Consider the following 22,968-nt stretch of genomic DNA (forward strand, 5'->3'; position numbering starts at 1 on the left):
AATGGCGGCATTCGTGCTGGGTAGGCGCCTTGTATGACTGAAGCGCCGCGACACGTGACGGAGCTCGCAGAACGGCGGGCCAAGGCCAGGACGGAGCGCGACTTCGCCGCGGCGGACGCGCTCCGGGCCGAGATAGAGCAGGCGGGCTGGACGGTCCGCGACAGCGACGACGGCTTCGTGCTGGGCGAGCGGCCGGCGTACGACGAGCGGCCGGCGTACGAGGTGTGGCCGAGCGTGGAGGCGATCCCGGTCTCGTCGAGGACCGAGGATCCGCCCCGCGAGTCTCATCTGCCGCCGGTCGCACGGAGCAGCGGCACCGGGCGCGACACGCAGGGCGGGTCGGCGCACAGCACCACCGGCTCCCGGCCCGACGTGGGCGCGGGCGCCGACATCGGCGACCGCCCCGACCAGGGCGGCATCCCGGCCACCGCAGGCGCTGGGGGTTCCGGACAAGGCGCCCCCGCCACCGCAGGCGCTGGGGCTTCCGGCCAAGGCACCCCGGCCACCGCCAGCGCGGGCTCGGGCGCCGCCGCTCACGCGCAGGGTCGGCCAGGTACGGCGGGCAGCGAGGCCCGCCCCGCCGAAGCCGGTGGGGCCACTGCTCGCCCCGGCGCCGAGCTGGGTTTCGAGGAGGAGGCGCGTCCCACCACCCCCGACGACGACCTCCTGCACGCGCAACGCCTCTGGGACGCCTCCCTGGCCTCCAACCGCGCCGACGACGCGGGCATCACCCTGACGCGCCGCCGTACCGCCGTCGCCGACATCACCGTCACCGTCTCCCTCCTGGCCGACGGCTACCCGCAGGACGTGGTCGCCTGCGTGGAGGCGGTCATGGAGCACACCACCGCCCGCGTGCTCGCCTTCGACCTGGGCAACCTCGACGGCGCCGGTGACGCCCTGCACGCGCTCCAGGAGCGCCACCCCGACCGGATCACCGTCTGGCACGTCGCCGAGCGGCCCCACTGGCGCGGCGGCACCGCGTCATGGGGCGCGTGCCGTACCAAGCTCCTGCAGTTGGACGAGTCGGACGTGCACGTTCTCATGGAGTCCTCGACCATCCTCACCGGTGACGCCCTCACCCCGCTGGTCGAGGCGATCAAGGACGGCGCGGTGGCGGCGGGCTGGAAGGGTGTCGAACCCTCGGATGACGGGACGCAGTGGAACGAAGCGGGACCCGGCCGGGTCAGGGCGCTGCTCGGCTACCTGATGGCCGTGCGCCGGTCGGCTGCCCTGGGCGCCTTCCCCGACCAGGCGCGGTACTACCGCAACGCCGATCTGGAGCTCTCGCTGGCCCTGCCGGGCGAGCTGGTCGTGCCGGACGAGCTGCTCCCGGTGGTGCAGCGCACCCATCGCGGTTACCACGAGGTGGAGGAGGGTTACCGGGAGCAGGAGTCGCGGCGTAACTACGACCGTGTGCTCCGCCTGCTGCGCCAGGCCCCCTAGTCTGGAAAGCATGATTCTGGCGCCGTACACCACGCTCGGACTGGGCGGCCCCGCCCGCGATTTCGTCGAGGCCGCCTCGGCCGAGGAGCTGGTCTCCCTCGTCGCGCAAGCCGACAGGGACAAGGTGCCGCTGCTGATCCTGGGCGGGGGCAGCAACCTGGTGATCTCCGATGCGGGATTCGACGGTCAGGTCGTCAGGGTGGCGGGCAAGGGGATCAGTTGTGAGCGCGACGGCGACCAGGTGGTCGTGACCGTCGAGGCGGGCGAGGACTGGGACCCGCTGGTCGAGCGGGCTGTCGCCGAGGGCTGGGCGGGCATCGAGTCGATGTCCGGCATTCCCGGGCAGGTCGGCTCGACCCCCATCCAGAACGTCGGCGCCTACGGCCAGATGGTCGCCGACACGATCAGGTCCGTCCGCGTCTACGACCGCCGCACCTGCCAGGTCGTCGACCTCGGCGCGCGGCAGTGCGGCTTCGCCTACCGCGACAGCGTCTTCAAGCAGGACCTGGGCAGATATGTCGTGCTCGCGGTGACCTATGCCCTCACCATCTCCGACATCTCCGGCGAACTGACCTACGACGAGCTGATCCGCCGCCTCGGCAGCTCGAAGGCGCCGCTCAAGGACGTCCGCGAAGCCGTACTGGAGATCCGCCGCGGCAAGGGCATGGTCCTCGACCCCGCCGACCCCGACACGCGCAGCGCCGGATCGTTCTTCACCAACCCCGTCCTGTACGGCGAAGCGATCGCGGACCTCGAGTCGCGCTCGCCCGGCCACCCCCGCTGGGACCTGCCCGACGGCGGCATCAAGGTGCCCGCCGCCTGGCTGATCGAGCAGGCGGGCTTCACGAAGGGCTACACGCGCGGCCCCGTCCGCATCTCCACCAAGCACACCCTCGCCCTCACCAACCCAGGCGACGGCACCACCTCCGACCTGCTCACCCTCGCCCGCGAGGTGCGCGACGGCGTCCACGGGAAGTTCGGGGTCACGCTGGTCAACGAACCGGTGCTCATCGGCTGCCAGCTATAATGGGAGAGCAAACCGAAGGGGAGTAGTCCTCAACTGCCGCGATCGACACGCTGGCTCGTTCCGAGCCCGGTCGCGGCGGCCTGTTCTTCAGGCGGACGAGACCTTCGGCCTGGCAACGAGACAGTCGCTGCCGGGCCGAAGCCGTCATGCCCGAAACTCCCCTTGAGGCGGGTGCCTGCTTCCGGTCCGGATCGCGCGGAAGAGGACCTTTGGAAGCATTCTGGATCAGCCTGGTCGTGATCTTCGTGGCCGAGCTGGGTGACAAGAGCCAGCTGATGGCTCTGACGTTCGCGACACGGTTCAAGGCTTGGCCCGTGATCGCCGGCATCACCATCGCCACCACCGTCGTCCACCTCGGCAGCGTCGCCATCGGCGGCCTCATCGGCGACGCCCTCCCCACCAAGGCGATCAACATCGTGGCCGCGGTCGCGTTCTTCGGGTTCGCGCTGTGGACCCTGCGCGGCGACGAGCTGACGGACGAGGAGTCGCAGAAGGCCTCCCGCACGACACGCAACGCGATCATCGCGGTCACGGTGGCGTTCTTCCTGAGCGAGCTGGGCGACAAGACGATGCTCGCGACCATCACCCTGGCCACCCAGCACGACTGGGTGGGCACCTGGATCGGGTCGACGGTGGGCATGGTGGCGGCCGACGCGCTGGCGATCGTGGTGGGCCGCATGCTGGGCAAGCACCTGCCGGAGAAGATCATCAGGTACGGCGCGGCGGCGAGCTTCGCGGTGTTCGGGGCGATTCTGCTCTTCGAGGCCCTCCGGTAAGGCATGGCCCCTCCCTGGCGGCGAGCGCTTCGCTCCAGGGCGCGGGCAACCGGTGACGTGCATCCGGAGATGGTGATGGTGATGTCGCGCCGGAAGCCCGCCCCGCTGGCCGGGTCGCAGGAAGTCACCCCAGCGCGCCCGCCTTGCGCAACAGCACCCACCGTTCCCGCTGGTTGGTGCAGAGCCGGGCCGCCAGTTCCAGCTCGGCGCGTGCCTCCGGGAGCCGTCCGAGCCGGGCCAGCAGCTCACCGCGTACGGTCGGGACCAGATGCGAGCCCGGCAGCTGGTCCGTGGCGATCAGCTCGTCCACGATGGCGAGGCCGTGAGCCGGGCCCGAGGCCATGGCGACGGCGACGGCCCGGTTGAGCACGACCACCGGCGAGGGCGCGACCCGGCCGAGTGCCTCGTAGAGCAGCACGATCCGGTCCCAGTCGGTCGCCTCGACCGAGGGTGCCGACGTGTGGACGGCGGCGATCGCGGCCTGCAGGCCGTAGGGGCCGAGGCCGCGAGCCGATGCCCTGGCGAGCGCGGCCAGCCCGCGGCGGATGGCCGAGAAGTCCCACCGCCGCCGGTCCTGCTCGTCGAGCAGGACCGGTGAACCGTCCGGGCCGGTCCGGGCAGGGAAACGTGCCGCCGTCAGTTCGCACAAGGCCAGCAGGCCGTGCACCTCGGGCTCGTCCGGCTGCAGCGCGGCCAGCGTGCGGGCCAGCCGTATCGCCTCGTACGCGAGGTCGGGGCGCAGCAGCCGCTCGCCCGACGTGGCCGTCGACCCCTCGGTGAAGATCACGTAGAGGACGCTGAGCACGCCGCCCAGCCGCTCGCGGCGCTCGGCGGCCGGGGGCAGCTCGAACGGCACCGCGGCCGCCGCGATCGTCTTCTTGCCCCGGGTGAGGCGCGCCTGCACGGTCGGCACGGGTACGAGGAACGCGCGGGCGATCTCCTCGCTGGACAGCCCGCCGACCACCCGCAAGGTCAGCGCCACCCTGGCCTCGGGGGAGAGCACCGGGTGGCAGCTGACGAACATCAGCGCCAGCACGTCGTCGTCGATCCTGTCGGGATCGACGTCGTCGTCAACCGAGCGGTCCGCCGCCAGGTCGGCCGCCAGCAGGGCGTACCGGTCCTGGAGGGCGGCCCGGCGGCGGATCGTGTCGATCGCCCGCCGCCGGGCCGTGGCCATGAGCCAGGCGGCCGGATTGGCCGGAGCGGCGCCCGGCCACGACACCAGCGCCTCGGCCACCGCCTCCTGGGCGGCGTCCTCGGCCAGCCCGAAATCGCCGGTGAACCGGGCCAGCGCGGCGACGATCCGCGCCGACTCGATCCGCCAGACCGCCTCGACATCGGCCGTGCTCATCAGATCCGGCCGTTGCCGTCGTGCGCGGCCCGGTCCCTGATGATCACCTGTCGACCTGAGGGACCTCGTCGCTCCCGGGCACCCGCCGGATCTCGATCTTGGATCCGCGGGCCGCGGGGACCCGCTTGGCCCACTCGACCGCCTCCTGCTTCGAGGCGACGTCGAGCAGGAAGAATCCCCCGAACAGCTCCTTGGTCTCGCCGTACGGCCCGTCCGTGACCACCGGCGCCTGGCCGCTGAAGTCGACCACGACGCCCTGGCCCGGATCGTCCAGCCCCTCCGCCGCCAGGAGGACGCCGGCCTTGACCATCTCCTCGATGAACTGGCGGGTCGTGGCCATCATCACGTCGATGTCGGCCATCATGGCCGCGTTCGACTCGTCGGTGCCCCGCATGATCAGCAGATACTTGGACATCGTGTTCTCCTCGTCCGGCGGGACCGCCCCTCGGCCCTCGCACCCACACGTCGAACGAGCGGCCCGCGGATCGACACGGCAGGGGAGAAATCTCTCGCCGCCACGCGGCCGATCCTGTCAGAGCCGCCCCTGAGCGGACGCCCTGCTGATCGGAGAACGGCAACCCGTCGAGGGATCGGACAGGATGGCGGCATGACCGGCCCGCTCATCGACGAAGAACCCGCCGAACACCACCGCTACCGTCGCTACCTGCAGGCCCTCGACGAAGCCACGGAATCGGACGAGGCCGAGCTGGTGACCACCGTCCTGCGCGACGAGGACGCGACGATGGCCGAATCGGCGGTCAACCGCCACCTGGAGTTCCGCGCCACCCGGCTTCTGACCGACCCGGCGTTCACCACCTGGGCCCAGGCTATGGCGACGGCGATCGGAGATCGGCCCTTTCTCGTCCGCCGCCTGCAGGAGTGGGCCCTGCTCAGAACGATCGCGCTGGACGAACCATGGACCACCGAAGAGCTCACCACCGCTTCCGAGTGGTTCCAGCGCACCGCCTCCTCGTCGCGGTTCATCACCTCACGCCGAGCCCTCACCCTGCTCGCCGAGCAGGGGCGGACCCGGCGAGTTCGCGATACGGCGAGTGGTCGGCTACCTCAGCCGGCGCATCCCCGCTGCATTGATCACGGACGCGGATCTCCTCCGATCTTGTAGGATCCCGCCTCAGCAGGCCGTGGCGTGACCTGAGGAGCCGATGCTGGTATGACGGCGGAGCGACCGATGCCCACCCAGGACGACGTGCTCGCGTACTTCGACACCCTCTCCAACTGGGGGCGCTGGGGTGACGACGACGAGCTCGGCACGCTCAACCACATCACCGACGGCGTACGGCTGGCGGCGGCGCGGGCGGTGCGCCACGGCAGGAGCGTGTCGTGCGCGTGGGAGGTCGCCGTACCGGAGGACATGGAGCGCTCGACGACGGTGTGCCCGTGTGCCGCCGACATGCCGGGCGCCGAGAACCTGCCGGTGCCCGCGTTCCATGCCGACCGGCGCTGGGGTTTCTCGACCGAGCGGCTCGGCATCACCTTCCATGGCAACACGCTCACCCACCTCGACTCGCCGTGCCACATCCTCTGGGACGGCACGATGTACAACGGGCGTCCGCATTCGTTGGTCGATGCCGAGACGGGTTCGGGGTGGGCGGCCGTCACGGCGGCGGCGAACGGGATCGTCACGCGGGGCGTCCTGCTGGATGTCGCGAAGGTCCGGGATGTTCCGTGGCTGGAGCCGGGCGAGGGGGTGTTCCCCGAGGACCTGGAGGCGGCCGAGCGGCGTCAGGGGGTGCGGGTGGGGACCGGCGACGCGGTGCTTCTGCGGACCGGGTACGGCCGTGCCCGGCACGAGACGGGGGCGGCGATCGGGTTCACGCAGGCGGGCTGGCACGCGTCGTGCCTGCCGTGGCTGCATGAGCGTGGGGTCGCGCTGATCGGCGCCGACAGTCCGCAGGATGTCCAGCCGTCGGGCTATGACGACGTGTTGATGCCGGTGCATGCCGTGAGCCTCGTGGCGATGGGGCTGTGGATGCTCGACAACTGCGACCTGGAGGCGTGCGCGGCGACGGCTGAGGAGCTGGGGCAGTACGACTTCCAGCTGGCGGTCGCGCCGGTCCGCTTCGCCGGCACGTCCGGCAGCCCCGTCAACCCGATCGCGACGTTCTGACCTCGACAACCCCGGCCTCATGAGTCACGGCCTCAGCCGAGGTCCATGCCCGCCAGCTCTCCTCGCCCCGTGATCCCCAGCTTCGGGTACGCCTTGTACAGGTGGTGCCCCACTGTGCGATGGCTGAGGAACAGCTGCGCCGCGATGTCCCGGTTCGACATCCCCCGGGCGGCGAGTCTCACGATCTGCAGCTCCTGCGGCGTGAGCCGTCCTCCCACCCCGCCAGGGCCCGCGGCCCCGCTCGCCCCGATGATCCCCAGCTCGGCTCGTGCGCGGGCGGCCCACGGCGCCGCCCCGAGCTGGTCGAAGCTGTTCGCCGCCCCCTGCAGATGCCCGCGCGCCTCCGCCTTGCGCCGGGCCCTGCGCAGCCACTCCCCGTACAGCAGCCGCGTGCGCGCCTGGTCGAAGAGGTGCGTGTCGTCGGCGTGCAGTTCCAGGGCTCGCACGTAGTGCTCCTCCAGGTCCTCGACGAGCGCGCGGCACCGAGCGACGAGCGCGTCGCTCCATGCCAGCCCGATGTGCCCCGCCCACGACTCGAACGCCCGCAGCGCGGCTCGGGCTCGCGGATGCCGCCCCACCCGCACCGCAGCCTCGATGAGGTCAGGGGTGCTCCGGACGACCGGCAGCTGGCAGTGCATGGCGTCGGCAGCCAGGTTCTCCAGCTGCGTGAGCGCCTGTTCCGCCCTGCCGTACCCGAGGTCGAGCAGGGCCATGGACCAGCGGCTGGCCGCGACGGCGACGGATCCGGCGCTTTCGGCGTGCGTGGCGCGGCGGTGTTCGTCGCCCTGGATGGCGGCGATGTAGGCCAGGATGGAGCTCGCCTGCCCGACCCATTCGGCCTGGGTGGTGTCGCGGGCGATCCGCAGCGCCTCCTCGGCCTCGCTGAGCGCTTCGCCGTACCCTCCGACGAGGGCGTGGGCGGCGGCCAGGTAGGTGAGGGCCGCGGGGAGCGGGCCGATGCGCACCTGGGCGCGTAGCTCGCCGACCGTGGCGGCGGCCAGCTCGCTGATCTTCCTGTCGTGTCCCATCGCCAGTCCGGCGCCGCAGATCAGGATGAGGCTGTCCATGCCGGCGATGTCCAGCCGCAGGGCGGCGCGGGTGACGTCGGGAAGCGGCGGCAGGCCGGTGGGCGGCAGGTCGAGCTGGAGCGTGACCGACCAGACGGCCAGCTGGAGGACCGGGGTCAGGCGGTCGTCCGGCGCCATGCGGAGGGTGGCCAGCCGTTCGAGCGTCTCGGCGGCGAGGTCGTTCTCGCCGGAGTTCCAGGCCAGGAACATGCTCCCCATGAGCGGCCAGAGCGCGTTGGCGGGGTCGAGTTCGGCGGCCTCCAGCAGCAGCGCGTGCGCGGTGCGCAGGCGGCCGCGGGCGGAGTTCACCGTGGAGCGGGTCATGGCGATCCTGACCAGCAGCGGGCGGGAGGCGGTCTGGCCCGAGGCCAGCTCGGCGAGTTCGTCGGCCAGGTCCAGGTCGCCCGCTTCGGCTGCCGCCTCGGCGGCCAGGACGTTCCTGCGGGCACGTTGCGCTGGGTCGGGGGACAGGCGGGCGGCGCGGGCGTAGGCGATGGCGGCGGAGCCGAAGCCGCTGCGTTCCCCTGCTCGTACGGCGGTGCGCTCCAGTTCGCTCGCGGCGTGCTCGTCGGGGCCCGCCGAGGCGGCCGCCAGGTGCCAGGCGCGGCGGTCGGCGTCGGCCGGGGTGGCGAGCAGTTCGGCGAGAGCGGCGTGGACGGCCAGGCGCAGCACGGGCGGTGCTCCCCGGTAGACGGCGGCTCTGACCAGCGGGTGCCGGAAGGTCACCACGCCTTCGGCGACCGTGATGAGGCCCTGGGCCGCGTCGAGCGCCTCGGCGGGCGCACCCAGCGCCTTGCCCGCGCCCAGCACGACGTCGAGGTCGGGGCTGGAGTCGCTGGCCGCCACGAGCAGCAGCAGCCTGGTCTGCTCGGGCAGCCGGTGGATCTGGGCCTGGAAGGTGTCCTGCACGCGCTGGGCCAGGGGGAGGTCGCCGGTGGACGAGGCCTCGTCGGCGGGCAGCTCCAGCAGCGCCAGGGGATTGCCGGCGGCCTCGGCCAGCAGGCGGCGGCGCGCCATCGGGCTGAGTTCCGAGGCTCGTTGCGACAGCAGCGCGGCCGAGTCCTCCAGGTTCAGCGCGGCCAGCCGTACCTCGTCGAGGCCGGGCGTGGGTTGCTCGCTGCGGGTGGCGAACAGCAGGGCGACCCGGTCCGTCCCGAGGCGCCGGGCGGCGAACAGCAGCGTGTCGGCCGAGGCCCGGTCGAGCCAGTGGGCGTCGTCGATCACGCAGAGCAAGGGACGCTCGTGGGCCGCCTCGGACAGCAGCGACAGGACGGCCAGGCCGATGAGGAAGCGGTCGGCCGACGTGACGGGCGCCAGCTCGAAGGCGCCTCGCAGGGCCGCCCGCTGCGGGTCGGGCAGGGCGTCGATCCGGTCGAGCAGGGGGCGCAGCAGGAGGTGGAGCGCGGCGAAGGGCAGGTCGGCCTCGGCCTCGATGCCGGTCGCGCGGAGGATCCGCATGCCGGCGGCGCCGGGCACCCGGATGCCTGAGGTCGCCGCGACGGCGTAGTCGATCAGGGCCGTCTTCCCGATGCCCGGCTCGCCGCGGACGATCAGCGCACCGCCGCCGTCCAGCAGGCGGTCGATGACCGCCATCTCCTGCTTCCGACCGCACAACACGTCATTAAGTATCGATTACCCAATAAATGACTGATTCGCCGGTACGGCACCTTGCGTAGCGTCGTCCCCCATGAAGCACATCCTCATCTCCGGCGGCAGCATCGCCGGACTCGCCCTGGCCCACTGGCTGCCCCGCTACGGCTTCTCCGTGACCGTGGTCGAGCGGGCGCCGGCGCCCCGGCCGGGCGGCCAGGCGGTGGACCTGCGCGGCGTGGCACGCGAGGTGGCCGAACGCATGGGGATCATGGCGCGGATCCGCGCGGCGAGCATCGACGAACGCGGCCTCGCCTACGTCGACGCGAGCGGCAGGAGACGGGCAGCCATGCCGGCCGACCTGTTCGGCGGCGAAGGCGCCGTGGCCGAGATCGAGATCCTGCGCGGCGACCTGACCGACATCCTGTACGACGCCGCCCAGCAGGGCGTGGAGTACCTGTTCGACGACTCCATCACCTCCATCGCCGACGCGGACGACGGTGTCGTCGTCTCCTTCGAACGCGCCGCGCCGCGACGGTTCGACCTGGTGGTCGGCGCCGACGGCCTGCACTCCAACGTGCGCAGGCTGGCCTTCGGATCCGAGCAGAGGTTCGTCCACCATCTCGGCGCCTACACCGCCTACTTCACGATCCCGGTCGACGGCCTCACCCTCGGACACTGGTTCCTCCTGCACAGCGCGCCCGGCGGCCGCCTGGCGGGGATCCGGCCCGAGAAGGGGCGCAGCGCCAAGGCCATGTTCAGCTTCACCGCCACCGACCTGGTCTACGACCGGCACGACGCCGCCGGGCAACGACGGATCCTGCGCGAGCGCTTCTCCGACATGGGATGGCACACGCCGTACCTGCTCAGCGTGATGGAGCAGGCGCCCGACTTCTTCTTCGACACGATCAGCCAGGTCCGCATGGACAGCTGGTCGTGCGGACGTGTCGTGCTGCTCGGCGACGCAGGCTACTGCGGCTCGCCGCTGTCGGGCAACGGCACCGCGATGGCGATGGTGGGCGCGTACGTGCTGGCGGGCGAGCTGGCCGCGGCCGGGGGCGAGCACGGTACGGCTTTCGCACGCTACGAGGAGGCGATGCGGCCGTACGTCACCGAGTGCCAGAAGCTGCCGCCCGGCGGGGTCGGCGGGTTCCTGCCCGGCAGCCGCATGGCGATCCGGATGCGCAACCTGTCGGTGAAGGTCATGACCTCGCGGCCCCTGCGCGGCCTGATGGCCAAGGCCGCGCAGAAGGCGGATTCGATCACCCTCAAGCCCTACGACGAGCACGTTCACAGCACCTTGTGACATTTGTCCCGGGCATTCCCGGATCGACGGTTCTAGTGGCACCAGCCACGGATCCCCGACCGTGGAATGTATGAAAACCCTGCTCATAGCCACGCTTCTGGCCACCGGCTGCACCGCGACAGCAGCGGATCCGGCGATCGTCGAGACGCCTGCGGGGGCCGTTCGAGGATCCCTGACCGAGCAGACCGCGACCTATCAGGGCATCCGCTACGCCACGGCCGCCCGCTGGGAGAGCCCCAAACCCGCGCCCTCCTGGACCGGTGTGCGCGACGCCAGGAAGCCGGGCCCCATGTGCCCGCAGGTCGGCTCCGAGTACGCCAAGACGGCGAGCACGAACGAGGACTGCCTCATGCTCAACGTCACCACGCCGCGCGCCAAGGGCGGCAAACGCCCGGTGATGGTGTGGGTGCACGGCGACGGGGCGCTGGGCGCGGGGCACTACTCGGACGCGCGGTTGCTGGCCGCCAAGGGCGCGGTGGTCGTGACGGTCAACTACCGCCTGGGCGTCTTCAGCGGCTTCGGCCACCCGGGCCTGCGCGACTCCGGCACGTACGGCCTGCAGGACCAGCAGGAGGCCCTGCGCTGGGTGAAGCGCAACATCGGGGCCTTCGGCGGCGACCCGGGCAACGTCACCCTCTTCGGCATCTCCTACGGAGGCCTGGCCATCGGCGGCCACCTGACGGCGCCGGGATCGGCCGGACTGTTCCAGCGGGCGATCATGATGAGCGGCGAGTCGATGATGGACATGCCCGCCGGCAGCCTGGTCCCGGGCGTGCCCACGATCGAGTCGTTCGGATGGCGCTCGGAGGCCGAGGTCACCGGGCTGGGCCAGATGTACGCCAAGCAGCTCGGCTGCTCCGACGTGGCCTGCCTGAAGGCGCTGCCGGTGGAGCGCATCCTGGCGGTGCCGCAGATCATGAACGTCTTCCAGGTCTACGCGTACGGCAACGCGGTCCTGCCCGAGTCGCCCGCCAAGCGGCTGGCGGCGGGGGAGTTCCACCGGGTGCCGGTGCTCGCGGGCGCCACCAGGGACGAGCACCGGCTCTTCGTGGGCATGGGCGAGCCGCTGACACTCAAGGAGTACGGCAAGCGGCTGGAGGCGGCCTTCGGCAAGGACGCGGCACGGGTGATGAAGCGCTACCCGGCCGAGCCGTCGCCCAGCATGGCCTGGGCGACGGTGATCACCGACCGGATGTGGGCGCGCGGTACGCACGCCCAGAACACGGCTCTGGCCAGGCACGTGCCGGTCTACGGATACGAGTTCGCCGACCGGGACGCCCCGATGTTCCTGCCACTCAACAACGGGTTCGACTGGGGCGCTTATCACGCGGGCGACCTGCCGTACATCTTCCCGGAGGCGAAGACCGAGCTGTCGCCGAAGCAGCGGGTCCTGTCGGACCAGATGGTCGGCTACTGGACGAACTTCGCCCGCACGGGCTCACCCAACGGGCCGGGGCTGCCCGAATGGCCGAAACTGTCGAAGGGCAGGACGACGCAGTCGCTCGCCCCTGACGACATCAGGCAGATCGACTACGCGGCAGAGCACGACCTCGCCTTCTGGCGCTAGCGCTCTGGCGGGCGGCGACGCCGAACAGGATCAGTCCGAGCAGGACCATGCCGCCCACGGCGGGCCAGCGCAGGCCGGGCGCCAGGTAGGTGGCGAGGAACCAGCTGTGGCCTTCGACCCCGTTGGCGACGAAGATCCCCGCCACGATGCCCTGGGGGAACAGCGGGATCGCGCCGAGGAGGAAGCAGAGGGCGGCCAGCGGCGGGTGCCCGGTCCGGGGAAGGGGCCGCACGCCCTGAGCGAGCCCTCCGGCCGTGCGCATCGGGACACGACGCCCGGTGCGCATGGCCTGCAGCAGCTCCACACCCCGCTCGCGCAACCGCAGCTCCGCCAGCCGGCCGAGCCCCCACGCGCACAGGAGCCCGGTGGCCAGCCCGACCGGCACCCCGGCCCAGCCGTACGAGAGCGCGACGAACCCGGCGGGCACGCCGGAGGCGGCCACCAGCGCGAGCATCAGGTACGCCAGCCCGGTCAGCCCGCCGTTGTCGTCGCTCACCCGCAGCGGGTTGCCGCCCCGCCGGTGCGGGTCGGTCCCCGGGACGAGCCCGTAAACCGACACCAGCGGGATGAGCCCGGCGGCCCCGCCGAGCATCGCGGCCAGCAGGGCCAGCACGAGCGGCCACGGCCCGCCGGCGACGGCGGCGGTGACCACGGTGACCACGGCGGCCGCCGGACCCACCGCGGCCAGCCAGGCCAGCTGGCGCCCCCGCACGTCCGACGCCCCGGGCGTCAGCAGCGTGAGCCACAACGCCGTGCCGTCGGAACCGTAGAGGTTGGACGTCAGGGAGGCGGCCATCACGACGAAGATCGGCCCGGCGTACGGCAGCATGCCGTCCCATCCGAGCAGCAGCGGCGAGGCGCCGAAGCAGACGCCGAAGGAGAGCGAGAAGATCACCTGGTAGTTGCGCACCAGGTCACGGGTCCAGGTCCGCAGCTCCTTGGCGAAGACGCCGCCGAGAGGACCACCGGCCGTGACCGCCCGCCTGGGCCTTCCCGACGTGCGCGGCGCCCCCGACCGCCTCGACAGCAGCGCCGCCCACGCGCCCAGCAGCACCAGATCGAGGACGGCCAGCGCGGCCAGCCGGCCCGGCTCGCCGTTGACGGCCAGCAGCCCCCAGCCCGAGGGGAGATGCCAGACGAGCTGCGGCACCCCGCTCTGGTCGAAGAGGGCGAGGAAGACCCAGATCTGGCAGAGCGCGCCCAGAATGGCGCCGTTGAGCAGGCCGGCGCCGACCGCGCCCAGACGTGAGCGCAGGGCCAGGCCGAGGAGGGCGACGGCGACCCTCGACACGAGCACGAAGAGCGCCAGCTGCAGCCCGATCGCGACCACGGCGATCAGAGCCTCCGCCGGGCCCTGCCGTACGCCGGAGATCACCAGCCCGAGCGACGCCGCGAGGCTGATCAGCGGGGCGAGGCCGACGAAGGCGGCCACCAGCAGACCACCGGCCAGGCGGTGAGACGTGATGCCGAGCAGGGAGAAGTGTTCCGGCCTGAGCGACTCGTCCCCGCCGCCCATGAACAGCGGGCCGAGCATCCAGCCGAGCATCCACACCGCGTACGCCCCCGCGAGCACGGCAGGGTCGGCGGTGAGTGCCAGGTAGAGGGTCCAGCCCGCCAGCAGCACGCCCAGGAGCACTCCTGTGGAGGTCATCGGCCCCTTGAGCGAGTGTCGCAGGAGCGAGACCTTCATCCTGGCCATCGTCAGCGCGACAGCCATGTCAGCTCCTTCGCTGCGGCGGACTCGCCCTCGACGAGCTCCACGAACCGCTCCTCCAGGCTCCGGCCGTCCTGCACGTGCGCCAGCGACCCGGCCGCCGCCACCTTGCCGCGGTCGATCACCGCGACGTGGTCGCACAGCTGCTCCACCAGCGCCATCACGTGGCTGGACAACACGATCGAGCCGCCGCCCGCGACGAAACCACGCAGGATCGTCTTGATCGTCGCCGCCGACACCGGGTCGACCGCCTCGAACGGCTCGTCGAGCACCAGCAGCCGCGGCGCGTGCAGCAGCGCCGTGGCCAGGCCGATCTTCTTGCGCATGCCGGTGGAGTACTCGATCACGAGCGTCTTCTCGGCCCGGTCCAGCTCCAGGACGCCGAGCAGCTCGTCCGCGCGCTGGTCGACCATGCTGCGCGGCATGCCCCGCAGCAGCCCCTGATAGGTCAGCACCTCACGCCCGGTCAGCCGCTCGGGCATCGCCAGGCCGTCGGGCAGGACTCCGATCAGCGCCTTGGCCTCGTCGGGAGCCGCCCACACGTCGTGCCCGAACACGAGGGACCGCCCGGCGTCAGGACGAAGCAACCCGACGGCCATCGACAGCGTGGTGGTCTTGCCGGCGCCGTTCTGCCCGACCAGGCCGAGGAACGCGCCGGGAGGCACCACCAGATCGATCCCGTCGACCGCGCGCGAGGTGCCGAAGGACTTGCGCAGGCCGGTCAGGCTGAGCGCAGCATGCACTGCTTCTCCCCAGGTGAAAGGCATATGTGGGGCACCAGCCTCGCGGCTAGGCTGAGCTGGATCAACGACGGATTGCGCGGGGGAACGGTAACTCCGGACTAATCAATGGAGGTCGTCATCGACTGCGTCTTCTGCTCGATCGTGGCCGGCCGTCTGCCGAGCCACCGGGTCCTGGAGGACGAGCACACCGTGGCCTTCCTCGATCGCGCGCCGGCCGCGCCCGGTCACACGCTGATCGTCCCGCGCATGCACGCACGGGACGTCTGGGAGATCTCCGAAGAGAGTTACGCGCAGGTGGCGCGCATGACACATCGGGTGGCGGCGCTGGTCAGGGCGGCGCTCGCCCCCGAGGGCGTGAACATCACCCACTCCACCGGCGAGGCCGCGGGCCAGGACGTCTTCCACGTCCACACCCATGTCGTCCCTCGGCGGCGCGGCGACGACCTGAGGCGGATGTGGTCGTCGACGCGGGCCGCTCCTGAGGAGCTGGAGCGGGTCAGGACACTGCTTCAGGCCAGCAGCGACAGCCGGTGAGCCGCGGCCGCGGCCTCGCCGCGGCTGCCGACCCCGAGCTTGCCCAGGATGTTCGACACGTGCACGCTGACCGTCTTGGCCGAGATGAACAGCTCGGCCGCGATGTCGCGGTTGCTCCGCCCGAGCGCCACCAGCCGCAGCACCTCGAGCTCGCGCGGCGTCAGCAGCTCGGAGGAGCCGTCCTGCTGCTCCAGCGTCGCCCCGACCCGCCGGGAGAGCGTCTCGATCTCGGTGATGAGAGGCGTCGCCCGCAGGGCCGAGGCCAGGGGATGGGCGACGCGCAGCCGGACGGCGGCCGAGTCGCGGTCACCCGAGTGGGCGAACTCCGACGCGGCGTGCAGCAGAGCCTTGGCCTGGGCGTGCGGCCGCTTCAGCGCCTCCCACGCGGTGGCGGCCGCGTCGAAGTCGCCGTTGAAGGTGAGATGGTAGGCGGTGGCCACCGGCCCGCTGAGGCGCAGGCCCGCCGCGACGGCCCTGGCGTGGTCGCGCACCGCCGAGGCGCGGGCGGGCTCGACGGCCGAGGCGGCGTCGCAGACGAGGCGGATGACCGACAGCAGGCGCCAGGTCAGCATGGCCTTGCTCGACAGCAGCGGATGGCCGAGGATGCGCTCGGCGACCGACAGCGCCACGTCGGGTTCGCCCTTGAGCAGGTGCCAGCCGATGTGCAGGCGGGTGCTGTTGGTGATGTCCTGGACGAAGTCCTCGGGCCGCTCCTTGAGCACGCCCAGCTCGCCCAGGATGCCCTCGACGAACTCCAGCTCCCCTCGCGACAGGGCGATGTCGGCGCGCACCCGGATGAGGTGGTAGCGGTTGCGCAGCGCGGGACCCAGCGACAGGGCGCGCTCGACCGTCTCGATGGCCTCGTCCCAGCGTCCGAGCGCTTCGAGCGCCTCGGCCCGGTTGTTGAGGATGAAGGTGCCGTTGGTGCGCAGCCTGCCGTACTTCTTGGCCAGCCGTTCGCCCTCGTAGGACAGTTCGAGGGCCTCGTCGAGGCGGCCTGCCTCGCACAGCGAGTCGATGCCGTTGCCGATCGCGCGGGTGACGAGGCTGCCGTCGCGGGTCTCCTCGCCCAGTTCGCGGGCGCGCACGGTGTGCTCGATCGTGGACGCGAGGTCGCCGTGGATGGAGAAGCCGAGAGCGCGGTCGAGCAGGAAATCGCCTTCAAGGCCCTTGTCGCCGAGCTCGCGGGCGAGCCTGAGCCCTTCCTCCGCCTGCTGCCTGCCCTCCTCGACCTCGCCGATGAGCATGAGGTGGCGGCCCATGTGGTGCAGCACCTGGGCGCGCGCCACACCGGGCTGGGGGACGAGGCCGAGCGCGTGGCGGTAGTCGCCGATCATGCTCTGCCTGCCCTTGGAGATGCTGAGGCTGATCTGCTTGATGATGAGCAGGGCGACGCGTTCGGGTTCGACCGCCTCGTCGAGCTCCTTCAGCGCGCCCTTGATGAACTTCAGGCCCTTCTCGATCTCCGAGCCCGCAGCGGCGGCAGCGGCGGCCTTCTCCAGCACGTCGGTGTGGCTGATCCCGATCAGCTGGGAGGCGTCGGGGACCTTGTCCCACAACATGAGCACGCGCTCGAGCAGCGGTATGGCCTCGGTGTAGGCGAAGGCCTTGAACGACTTGCGTGCCGCCTCCCAGGCCGACACCAGCGCCTGCTCGTCGTCTCGCGCGCTGTACCAGTGGTGCGCCAGCTCGACGTAGGCCCGTCCCGGCGGCACGAGCATGCGGTTCTTGGAGATCTCCTCGGCGTAGCGCGCGTGCAGGCGCTGGTGCTCGCCGGGCAGGAGCTCGTCGTGGACGGCTTCGCGGATCAGGGCGTGGCGGAAGACGTAGGCGCGGTTGTCGGCGATCTGCAGGACGTTGCCGGCGATGGCCGGGCGCAGGGCGCTCTCCAGCTCGATGTCGGACAGCCCGCTGACCCTGGCGAGCAGGGTGTGGCCGATCCTGATGCCGCCGGCGGCGGCGATGCGCAGCAGCCGCTGGGTCTCCTCGGGCAGGCGTTCGACGGAGCCGAGGATGAGGTCCTGCATGGAGTCGGGGAAGGCGCAGTCGACGCCGCACTCGATGAGGGCCTCGACGAACAGGGGGATGCCCTCGCTGCGCTCGTAGACGCTCTGCACGGAGGTGTATTCGGGGGTGTTGCCGAGGATGCCCGCCATCTGCTGGGCGACCTCGTCGCGCGACAGGCGGGGCAGGTCGAGCCGCATCACGCCCTCGACGCGGCCCAGCTCGGCCAGGACCGGCCGTAGCGGGTGCTGGCGGTGCAGGTCGTCGGAGCGGTAGGTGAGGACCAGCAGGACGGGTACGGCACGCAGGTTGCGGCTGAGGAAGGCGATGAGGTCGCGGCTGGAGCGGTCGGCCCAGTGGATGTCCTCGATCACCAGGACCGTGGGGCGGCTCTCTGAGACGCGTTCCAGGAGGGTGAGGAACTGCTCGAACAGCCGGGCGCGGCCGGTGTCGGTGTCGCCGTCGGCGCTCGGCGCGCCGAATTCGGGCAGCAGCCTGGCCAGGTCGCGGGCGGCGCCCTCGGGAAGCAGGGAGGCCACGTGGGTGGTGCTCGTCTCGCGCACGAGCTGACGCAGCGCGGCGGTGAAGGGGGCGTAGGCCAGGCCCTCGCTGGAGAGTTCGACGCATCCGCCGAAGAGCACGTGGGCGCCGTCCTGGGCGGCCCGCTCGGAGAATCGCTGCACGATGCGGGTCTTGCCGACTCCCGCCTCGCCTCCGATCAGCACGGCGGTCGCGGACCCTTTCCTGGCCTCGTCGTAGGCCTCCGCGAGCACCTCGAGCTCGTCCTGCCGCCCGACGAAGACCGGGCTCACCGAACGTCCCAGCATGTCGTTAAGCATGGCATGCCCCGTCTATTGCTTTTTCCGTGGATATGCGAGGGCCGCGGAGGGTCTCTCCACGGCCGCGGGTGTCAAAACGTCTGCTGTCTCTCAAGGAAGCTGCGGGCCAACCGCCCGCAAGGAAGCTGAGAGTCGATCAATCACAATCCGGTCAAATCGTCACGGTGGTTCCAGGGCCCGGCCGCGAGGGAGGATGCGGCCGGGCACTTGTGGGGCGGTCATGACTCGTGGCGGCGCTTGCCGAACACCGAGCGGCGCTCGGACCGGCTGGACTTCTCGGCCTCGCGTACCCGGCGGTGGCGGGCGGCCTCGCGCTGGAGCTCGGAGGCGTGGGACTTGATGAGCTGGTATTCGAGTTCTGCGTTCATGGCTATAACTCTCCTCCTAAGGCCCAGGAGGCGGCATCGGACGGATGCCTTATCTCTTGCCTAACCCTGGGCCTAGGACTACCTAGGACACGCCTCATGAGCGCCTAAGGCAGGCCACGATGGTGCTCCGTGAAGCTTCTTCTGATCCTGGCGTTGCTCAGCCAGAACACCCCCGCCGCAGGTCAAGAGGCTGAGTGGGGGGTGGTCAGGACAGCCAGAAGCGACGTCCTGGGCGGCTACCAGGACGTGGGCGCCAGCCGTAGGGACGACGCCTGGGTGGTGCGCACGGGCAGGCCCCTCCTGCGGTGGGACGGCCGCGCCTGGCACAACGCGGGCGGTACGGCGGTGCCCTACCTGGTGCGCGCCCACGGCCCGGACGAGATCTGGCGCTTCAACGAGAGCGTCGAGCAGGTCGAGGTCTGGCGCTGGAACGGCAGGACGTGGACGGCCCTGCCGATCCGCGAGTCCGGCGCCCACGCCACCGCCGCGCTGGTGCCCAGGAAGGGCGAGTGTTGGGCCGCCGGCCTCAGGTTCGGCGACCACGGCATGGAGGACATGCTGTGGCACTGGACGGGCAAGAGCTGGACCAGCCGGAGGGCGCCGATGCCGATCACCGACTTCGCCGCCGCCTCCACAACCGGGCTGTGGGCGCTCAGCAGCTACGAAGGCGGCCCGTCGGCGTCGATCCTGCGCTGGACCGGACGGGAATGGCGGCGCGTGGCCCTTCCGCGCCTGCCGTACGCGGAACTGAACGACATCGTGGCGCTCGCACCCGACGACGTCTGGGCGGTGGGCTCACTCGTCTCCTCCAAGGAGGGGCTGGTGCTCCACTGGGACGGCGTGTCGTGGAAACACTCCGCCCACCGGCCCGCGGGAACGGACTTCCGCCGGGCCGCGCCCGACGGCGCGGGCGGTCTGTGGCTGGCCGCCAGGAAACGGCAAGGTCCCGATTCCATGACGCACTACGTCGCGTCGAGCACGTGGCAGGAGGTGCCGTTGGACCTGCCCGAGGCGGAAATCACCGGTCTGGCCAACGTCCCGGGCACCACGATGATGTGGGCGACGGTCGACGCCCGTGGCGAACAGGTGATTCTCAGCTACAAGTGAGTTTGGAATCATCACGTTCCGTCGGCGATGCTGTGATGGTGTCAACTGTGACTACTTCGCTCGCCGACGTCGCATCTTCCAATGCGGCGTTGCGAGCATTCCTGCACGGCCTGCCCGGCGTCGACCGGGTGGGCGCGGACCAGCGCGCTGCCATGCTCGGCACCCGCTCCATCAAGACCACCGCCAAGGCCCAGGCGATCGACCTGGCCATCTCCATGGTCGACCTGACCACCCTGGAGGGCGCCGACACCCCCGGCAAGGTCCGGGCGATGTCGACCAAGGCGATGCACCCCGGAGAGGGCGCGCCCAGGGTGGCAGCGGTCTGCGTCTACCCCGACCTCGTCCACGTGGCCGTCGAGACGCTCAAGGGCTCAGGGGTCAAGGTCGCCTCGGTCTCCACCGCCTTCCCCAGCGGGCGCTCCTCGCTCGAGGTCAAGGTCAGCGACACCGCCCTGGCGGTCGCGGCGGGAGCCGACGAGATCGACATGGTCATCGACCGCGGAGCGTTCCTGTCCGGCGACTACCTCAAGGTCTACGAGGAGATCGTCGCGGTGAAGGCCGCCTGCGGCGACGCCCACCTCAAGGTCATCCTCGAGACCGGCGAGCTCGCGACCTACGACAACGTACGGCGGGCGTCCTGGCTGGCGATGATCGCCGGAGGCGACTTCATCAAGACCTCCACGGGCAAGGTGCAGCCCGCCGCCACCCTCCCGGTCACGCTGATCATGCTGGAGGCGGTCCGCGACTTCCGCGCCACCACCGGCACCCAGATCGGCGTGAAGCCCGCGGGCGGCATCCGCACCACCAAGGACGCCATCAAGATGCTGGTCCTGGTCAACGAGACCGTCGGCGACGACTGGCTGTCCCCCGACTGGTTCCGCCTCGGCGCCTCCACGCTCCTGAACGACCTGCTGATGCAGCGCCAGAAGCTCACCACCGGCCGCTACGCCGGTCCCGACTACTTCACCTTGGACTGATGATGTTCGAATACGCACCTGCGCCGGAATCGCGCGACGTCGTCGACATCAAGTCGTCCTACGGCCTGTTCATCGACGGCGAGTTCGTCGAGGGCTCCGGCAAGCCGTTCAAGACCATCGACCCGGCCACGGAGGAGAAGCTGGCGGAGATCGCCAGCGCCACCTCCGACGACGTCGACCGCGCCGTCCAGTCGGCCCGCAAGGCCTTCGGCGTGTGGAGCCAGCTCCCCGGCAGCGAGCGGGCCAAGTACCTGTTCCGCATCGCCCGCCTCATCCAGGAGCGCGCCCGCGAGCTGGCCGTGCTGGAGTCGATCGACAACGGCAAGCCCATCCGCGAGTCGCGCGACGTCGACCTGCCGCTCGTCGCCGCCCACTTCTTCTACTACGCGGGCTGGGCCGACAAGCTGAAGTACGCCGGCTACGGCGACGCCAGGCCGCTCGGCGTGGCCGGCCAGGTCATCCCGTGGAACTTCCCGCTCCTCATGCTGGCCTGGAAGATCGCCCCGGCGCTCGCCTGCGGCAACACGGTGGTGCTCAAGCCCGCCGAGACCACCCCGCTGACCGCCCTGGCCTTCGCCGAGATCTGCCAGCAGGCCGACCTGCCGCCCGGCGTGGTCAACATCGTCACCGGCGCGGGCCAGACCGGCGCCGCCGTGGTCGCCCACCCCGACGTCAACAAGGTGGCCTTCACCGGCTCCACCGAGGTAGGGCGCATCATCGCCCGCACCGTCGCGGGCACCGACAAGAAGCTCACCCTGGAGCTCGGCGGCAAGGCCGCCAACATCGTCTTCGACGACGCCGCCATCGACCAGGCCGTCGAGGGCATCGTCAACGGCATCTTCTTCAACCAGGGCCACGTCTGCTGCGCGGGCTCGCGCCTGCTGGTCCAGGAGTCGGTCTACGACGTCGTGCTCGAATCCCTGAAGCGCCGCGTCTCGACCCTGCGCGTCGGCGACCCCCTCGACAAGAACACCGACATCGGCGCGATCAACTCCGCCGAGCAGCTCGCGAAGATCCGCGAGCTGTCCGACGCGGGCGAGGCCGAGGGCGCCGCCCGCTGGTCGCCCGCGTGCGAGCTGCCCGCCAAGGGTTTCTGGTTCGCCCCGACGCTCTTCACCGAGGTCGCGCAGTCACACAGGATCGCCCGCGAAGAGATCTTCGGCCCGGTCCTGTCCGTGCTGACCTTCCGCACTCCGGCCGAGGCCGTCGAGAAGGCCAACAACACGCCCTACGGCCTGTCCGCGGGCGTCTGGACCGAGAAGGGCTCGCGCATCCTGTGGATGGCCGACCGGCTGCGCGCCGGAGTCGTGTGGGCCAACACCTTCAACAAGTTCGACCCCACCTCGCCCTTCGGCGGATACAAGGAGTCGGGCTACGGCAGGGAAGGCGGGCTGCGAGGGCTGGAGGCCTACCTTGATGTGTGATCACCGGCTGTCCAAGCGCCGTAGCCGCCGGTCGCTGGCCACGCGGGGCAAGGCCTACGCCCGCGCCGGCCGCCCGGTCCGCACCGGCTCGTTCGCCCACCGCTGCGGTGTGAGCCGCTGCGGTCAGATCTTCGTGCCGGTACGGCCGATCCAGGAGCCACGATGACCCGGTTGTCCGTCCGCAAGACATACAAGCTGTACATCGGCGGGGCCTTCCCCCGGTCCGAGAGCGGAAGGTCCTACGTGGTGGCCTCCTCCAAGGGTGAGTTCGTCGCCAACGCCGCGCGTGCTTCGCGCAAGGACGCGCGCGACGCCGTCTCCGCCGCCCGCAAGGCCTTCGCCGGCTGGTCGGGCGCCACGCCGTACAACCGCGGCCAGATCCTCTACCGCGTCGCCGAGATGCTCGAGGGGCGCAGGGCGCAGTTCGCCGAGGAGATCGGCGGCGGCAAGAAGGCGGCGGCCGAGCAGGTCGACGCGGCCGTCGACCGGCTGGTCTGGTACGCCGGATGGTCCGACAAGATCGCTTCGGTGCACGGCAGCGCCAACCCGGTCGCCGGGCCGTACTTCAACCTGTCGACGCCCGAGCCCAGCGGCGTCGTCGCCGTGGTCGCGCCGTCCGACCCGTTCCTGGGGCTGATCTCCGTGATCGCCCCGGTGATCGTCACCGGCAACACCTGCGTGGTCGTGTGCTCCTCGCCGATGGCGGCCATCACGTTCGGGGAGGTGCTGGCCACCTCCGACCTGCCCGGCGGCGTGGTCAACCTGCTCACCGGCTTCCAGAAGGAGCTCGTGCCCGGCCTGGCCGCGCACATGGACGTCAACGGCCTCGACCTGACCGGGGTCGACGACCCCGAGCTCGCGCTCAAGGCCGAGCAGGACGCGGCCGAGAACCTGAAGCGGGTCATCCGGCCCGTGGCAGAAGACTGGACGGCCGAGCCCGGCCTGGAGCGCATGACGCGCTTCCTGGAGACCAAGACGGTCTGGCACCCGGTCGGGATCTGAC

Annotated in this window: 20 protein-coding genes; 13 read left to right on the forward strand and 7 right to left on the reverse strand. The window is 71.2% G+C overall.

Annotation, left to right across the window (positions count from 1 at the left end; genetic code table 11):
- Positions 1 to 54 precede the first annotated feature (54 nt).
- The 3 genes from HNR30_RS43830 to HNR30_RS43840 all read left to right on the forward strand — a co-directional run bounded on the left by HNR30_RS43830 (position 55) and on the right by HNR30_RS43840 (position 3,246).
- Entirely contained in the window at positions 55 to 1,443 is a 1,389-nt protein-coding gene (locus HNR30_RS43830; RefSeq protein ID WP_181616149.1) for a CysS/YqeB C-terminal domain-containing protein, read from the forward strand.
- A 10-nt stretch (positions 1,444 to 1,453) separates the two neighbouring features.
- A complete protein-coding gene (locus tag HNR30_RS43835) occupies positions 1,454 to 2,470 on the forward strand; it encodes a UDP-N-acetylmuramate dehydrogenase (protein WP_181616150.1) in 1,017 nt (338 codons plus the stop codon).
- A gap of 209 nt (positions 2,471 to 2,679) precedes the next feature.
- Positions 2,680 to 3,246: a TMEM165/GDT1 family protein gene (locus HNR30_RS43840; protein WP_181616151.1), complete on the forward strand. Its 567-nt coding sequence runs from the start codon at positions 2,680 to 2,682 to the stop codon at positions 3,244 to 3,246.
- Between the two features lie 124 nt (positions 3,247 to 3,370).
- Here HNR30_RS43840 and HNR30_RS43845 read toward each other — a convergent pair whose 3' ends face one another.
- Complete coding sequence (locus HNR30_RS43845) at positions 3,371 to 4,597, reverse strand: RNA polymerase sigma factor (protein WP_181616152.1); 1,227 nt, start codon at positions 4,595 to 4,597, stop codon at positions 3,371 to 3,373.
- Between the two features lie 43 nt (positions 4,598 to 4,640).
- Entirely contained in the window at positions 4,641 to 5,012 is a 372-nt protein-coding gene (locus HNR30_RS43850; protein WP_181616153.1) for a YciI family protein, read from the reverse strand.
- Positions 5,013 to 5,204: 192 nt separating this feature from the next.
- Here HNR30_RS43850 and HNR30_RS43855 point away from each other — a divergent pair, with 192 nt between their 5' ends.
- The gene (locus HNR30_RS43855; protein WP_181616154.1) at positions 5,205 to 5,720 is read left to right on the forward strand and encodes a hypothetical protein; all 516 of its coding nucleotides are present in this window, start codon (positions 5,205 to 5,207) and stop codon (positions 5,718 to 5,720) included.
- Between the two features lie 48 nt (positions 5,721 to 5,768).
- Complete coding sequence (locus HNR30_RS43860; protein ID WP_246380253.1) at positions 5,769 to 6,725, forward strand: cyclase family protein; 957 nt, start codon at positions 5,769 to 5,771, stop codon at positions 6,723 to 6,725.
- 32 nt (positions 6,726 to 6,757) lie between these two features.
- Here HNR30_RS43860 and HNR30_RS43865 read toward each other — a convergent pair whose 3' ends face one another.
- Positions 6,758 to 9,409, reverse strand: a complete 2,652-nt coding sequence (locus HNR30_RS43865; RefSeq protein ID WP_181616155.1) for an AAA family ATPase — start codon at positions 9,407 to 9,409, stop codon at positions 6,758 to 6,760.
- A gap of 70 nt (positions 9,410 to 9,479) precedes the next feature.
- Between HNR30_RS43865 and HNR30_RS43870 the strand changes: the two genes are divergently transcribed.
- Together HNR30_RS43870 and HNR30_RS43875 are read left to right on the forward strand one after the other, a co-directional pair.
- On the forward strand, positions 9,480 to 10,688 hold the full coding sequence (locus HNR30_RS43870; RefSeq protein ID WP_181616156.1) for an FAD-dependent monooxygenase: 1,209 nt from the start codon (positions 9,480 to 9,482) through the stop codon (positions 10,686 to 10,688).
- Between the two features lie 70 nt (positions 10,689 to 10,758).
- The gene (locus HNR30_RS43875) at positions 10,759 to 12,255 is read left to right on the forward strand and encodes a carboxylesterase/lipase family protein (protein WP_181616157.1); all 1,497 of its coding nucleotides are present in this window, start codon (positions 10,759 to 10,761) and stop codon (positions 12,253 to 12,255) included.
- Here the strand turns inward: HNR30_RS43875 and HNR30_RS43880 are convergent.
- Together HNR30_RS43880 and HNR30_RS43885 are read right to left on the reverse strand one after the other, a co-directional pair.
- A complete protein-coding gene (locus HNR30_RS43880; protein WP_181616158.1) occupies positions 12,206 to 13,972 on the reverse strand; it encodes a hypothetical protein in 1,767 nt (588 codons plus the stop codon). The genes HNR30_RS43875 and HNR30_RS43880 overlap by 50 nt on opposite strands.
- Positions 13,957 to 14,736, reverse strand: coding sequence for an ABC transporter ATP-binding protein (locus tag HNR30_RS43885; RefSeq protein WP_181616159.1), 780 nt, complete (start codon positions 14,734 to 14,736; stop codon positions 13,957 to 13,959). Before HNR30_RS43885 ends, HNR30_RS43880 begins: the two co-directional genes overlap by 16 nt.
- Before the next feature lie 81 nt (positions 14,737 to 14,817).
- Here HNR30_RS43885 and HNR30_RS43890 point away from each other — a divergent pair, with 81 nt between their 5' ends.
- Complete coding sequence (locus HNR30_RS43890) at positions 14,818 to 15,246, forward strand: HIT family protein (RefSeq protein WP_181616160.1); 429 nt, start codon at positions 14,818 to 14,820, stop codon at positions 15,244 to 15,246.
- Here HNR30_RS43890 and HNR30_RS49800 read toward each other — a convergent pair.
- Both HNR30_RS49800 and HNR30_RS43900 read right to left on the reverse strand, forming a co-directional pair.
- A complete protein-coding gene (locus tag HNR30_RS49800) occupies positions 15,222 to 18,077 on the reverse strand; it encodes an ATP-binding protein (protein WP_281389987.1) in 2,856 nt (951 codons plus the stop codon). The genes HNR30_RS43890 and HNR30_RS49800 overlap by 25 nt on opposite strands.
- 230 nt (positions 18,078 to 18,307) lie before the next feature.
- A complete protein-coding gene (locus HNR30_RS43900; protein ID WP_181616162.1) occupies positions 18,308 to 18,457 on the reverse strand; it encodes a hypothetical protein in 150 nt (49 codons plus the stop codon).
- A 129-nt stretch (positions 18,458 to 18,586) separates the two neighbouring features.
- Here HNR30_RS43900 and HNR30_RS43905 point away from each other — a divergent pair, with 129 nt between their 5' ends.
- The 5 genes from HNR30_RS43905 to HNR30_RS43925 are packed head-to-tail and all read left to right on the forward strand — an operon-like array spanning position 18,587 to position 22,967.
- Positions 18,587 to 19,564, forward strand: a complete 978-nt coding sequence (locus HNR30_RS43905) for a hypothetical protein (protein ID WP_181616163.1) — start codon at positions 18,587 to 18,589, stop codon at positions 19,562 to 19,564.
- 35 nt (positions 19,565 to 19,599) lie between these two features.
- Positions 19,600 to 20,541, forward strand: a complete 942-nt coding sequence (gene deoC / locus HNR30_RS43910) for a deoxyribose-phosphate aldolase (RefSeq protein WP_181616164.1) — start codon at positions 19,600 to 19,602, stop codon at positions 20,539 to 20,541.
- Complete coding sequence (locus tag HNR30_RS43915; protein ID WP_181616165.1) at positions 20,541 to 21,965, forward strand: aldehyde dehydrogenase family protein; 1,425 nt, start codon at positions 20,541 to 20,543, stop codon at positions 21,963 to 21,965. The genes deoC and HNR30_RS43915 overlap by 1 nt, the downstream gene beginning before the upstream one ends.
- A complete protein-coding gene (locus tag HNR30_RS43920) occupies positions 21,955 to 22,131 on the forward strand; it encodes a hypothetical protein (RefSeq protein ID WP_181616166.1) in 177 nt (58 codons plus the stop codon). Before HNR30_RS43915 ends, HNR30_RS43920 begins: the two co-directional genes overlap by 11 nt.
- Entirely contained in the window at positions 22,128 to 22,967 is an 840-nt protein-coding gene (locus HNR30_RS43925) for an aldehyde dehydrogenase family protein (protein ID WP_181616167.1), read from the forward strand. The genes HNR30_RS43920 and HNR30_RS43925 overlap by 4 nt, the downstream gene beginning before the upstream one ends.
- Position 22,968: the final 1 nt, after the last annotated feature.

Source organism: Nonomuraea soli (genome assembly GCF_013761175.1).
GTDB lineage: Bacteria > Actinomycetota > Actinomycetes > Streptosporangiales > Streptosporangiaceae > Nonomuraea > Nonomuraea soli.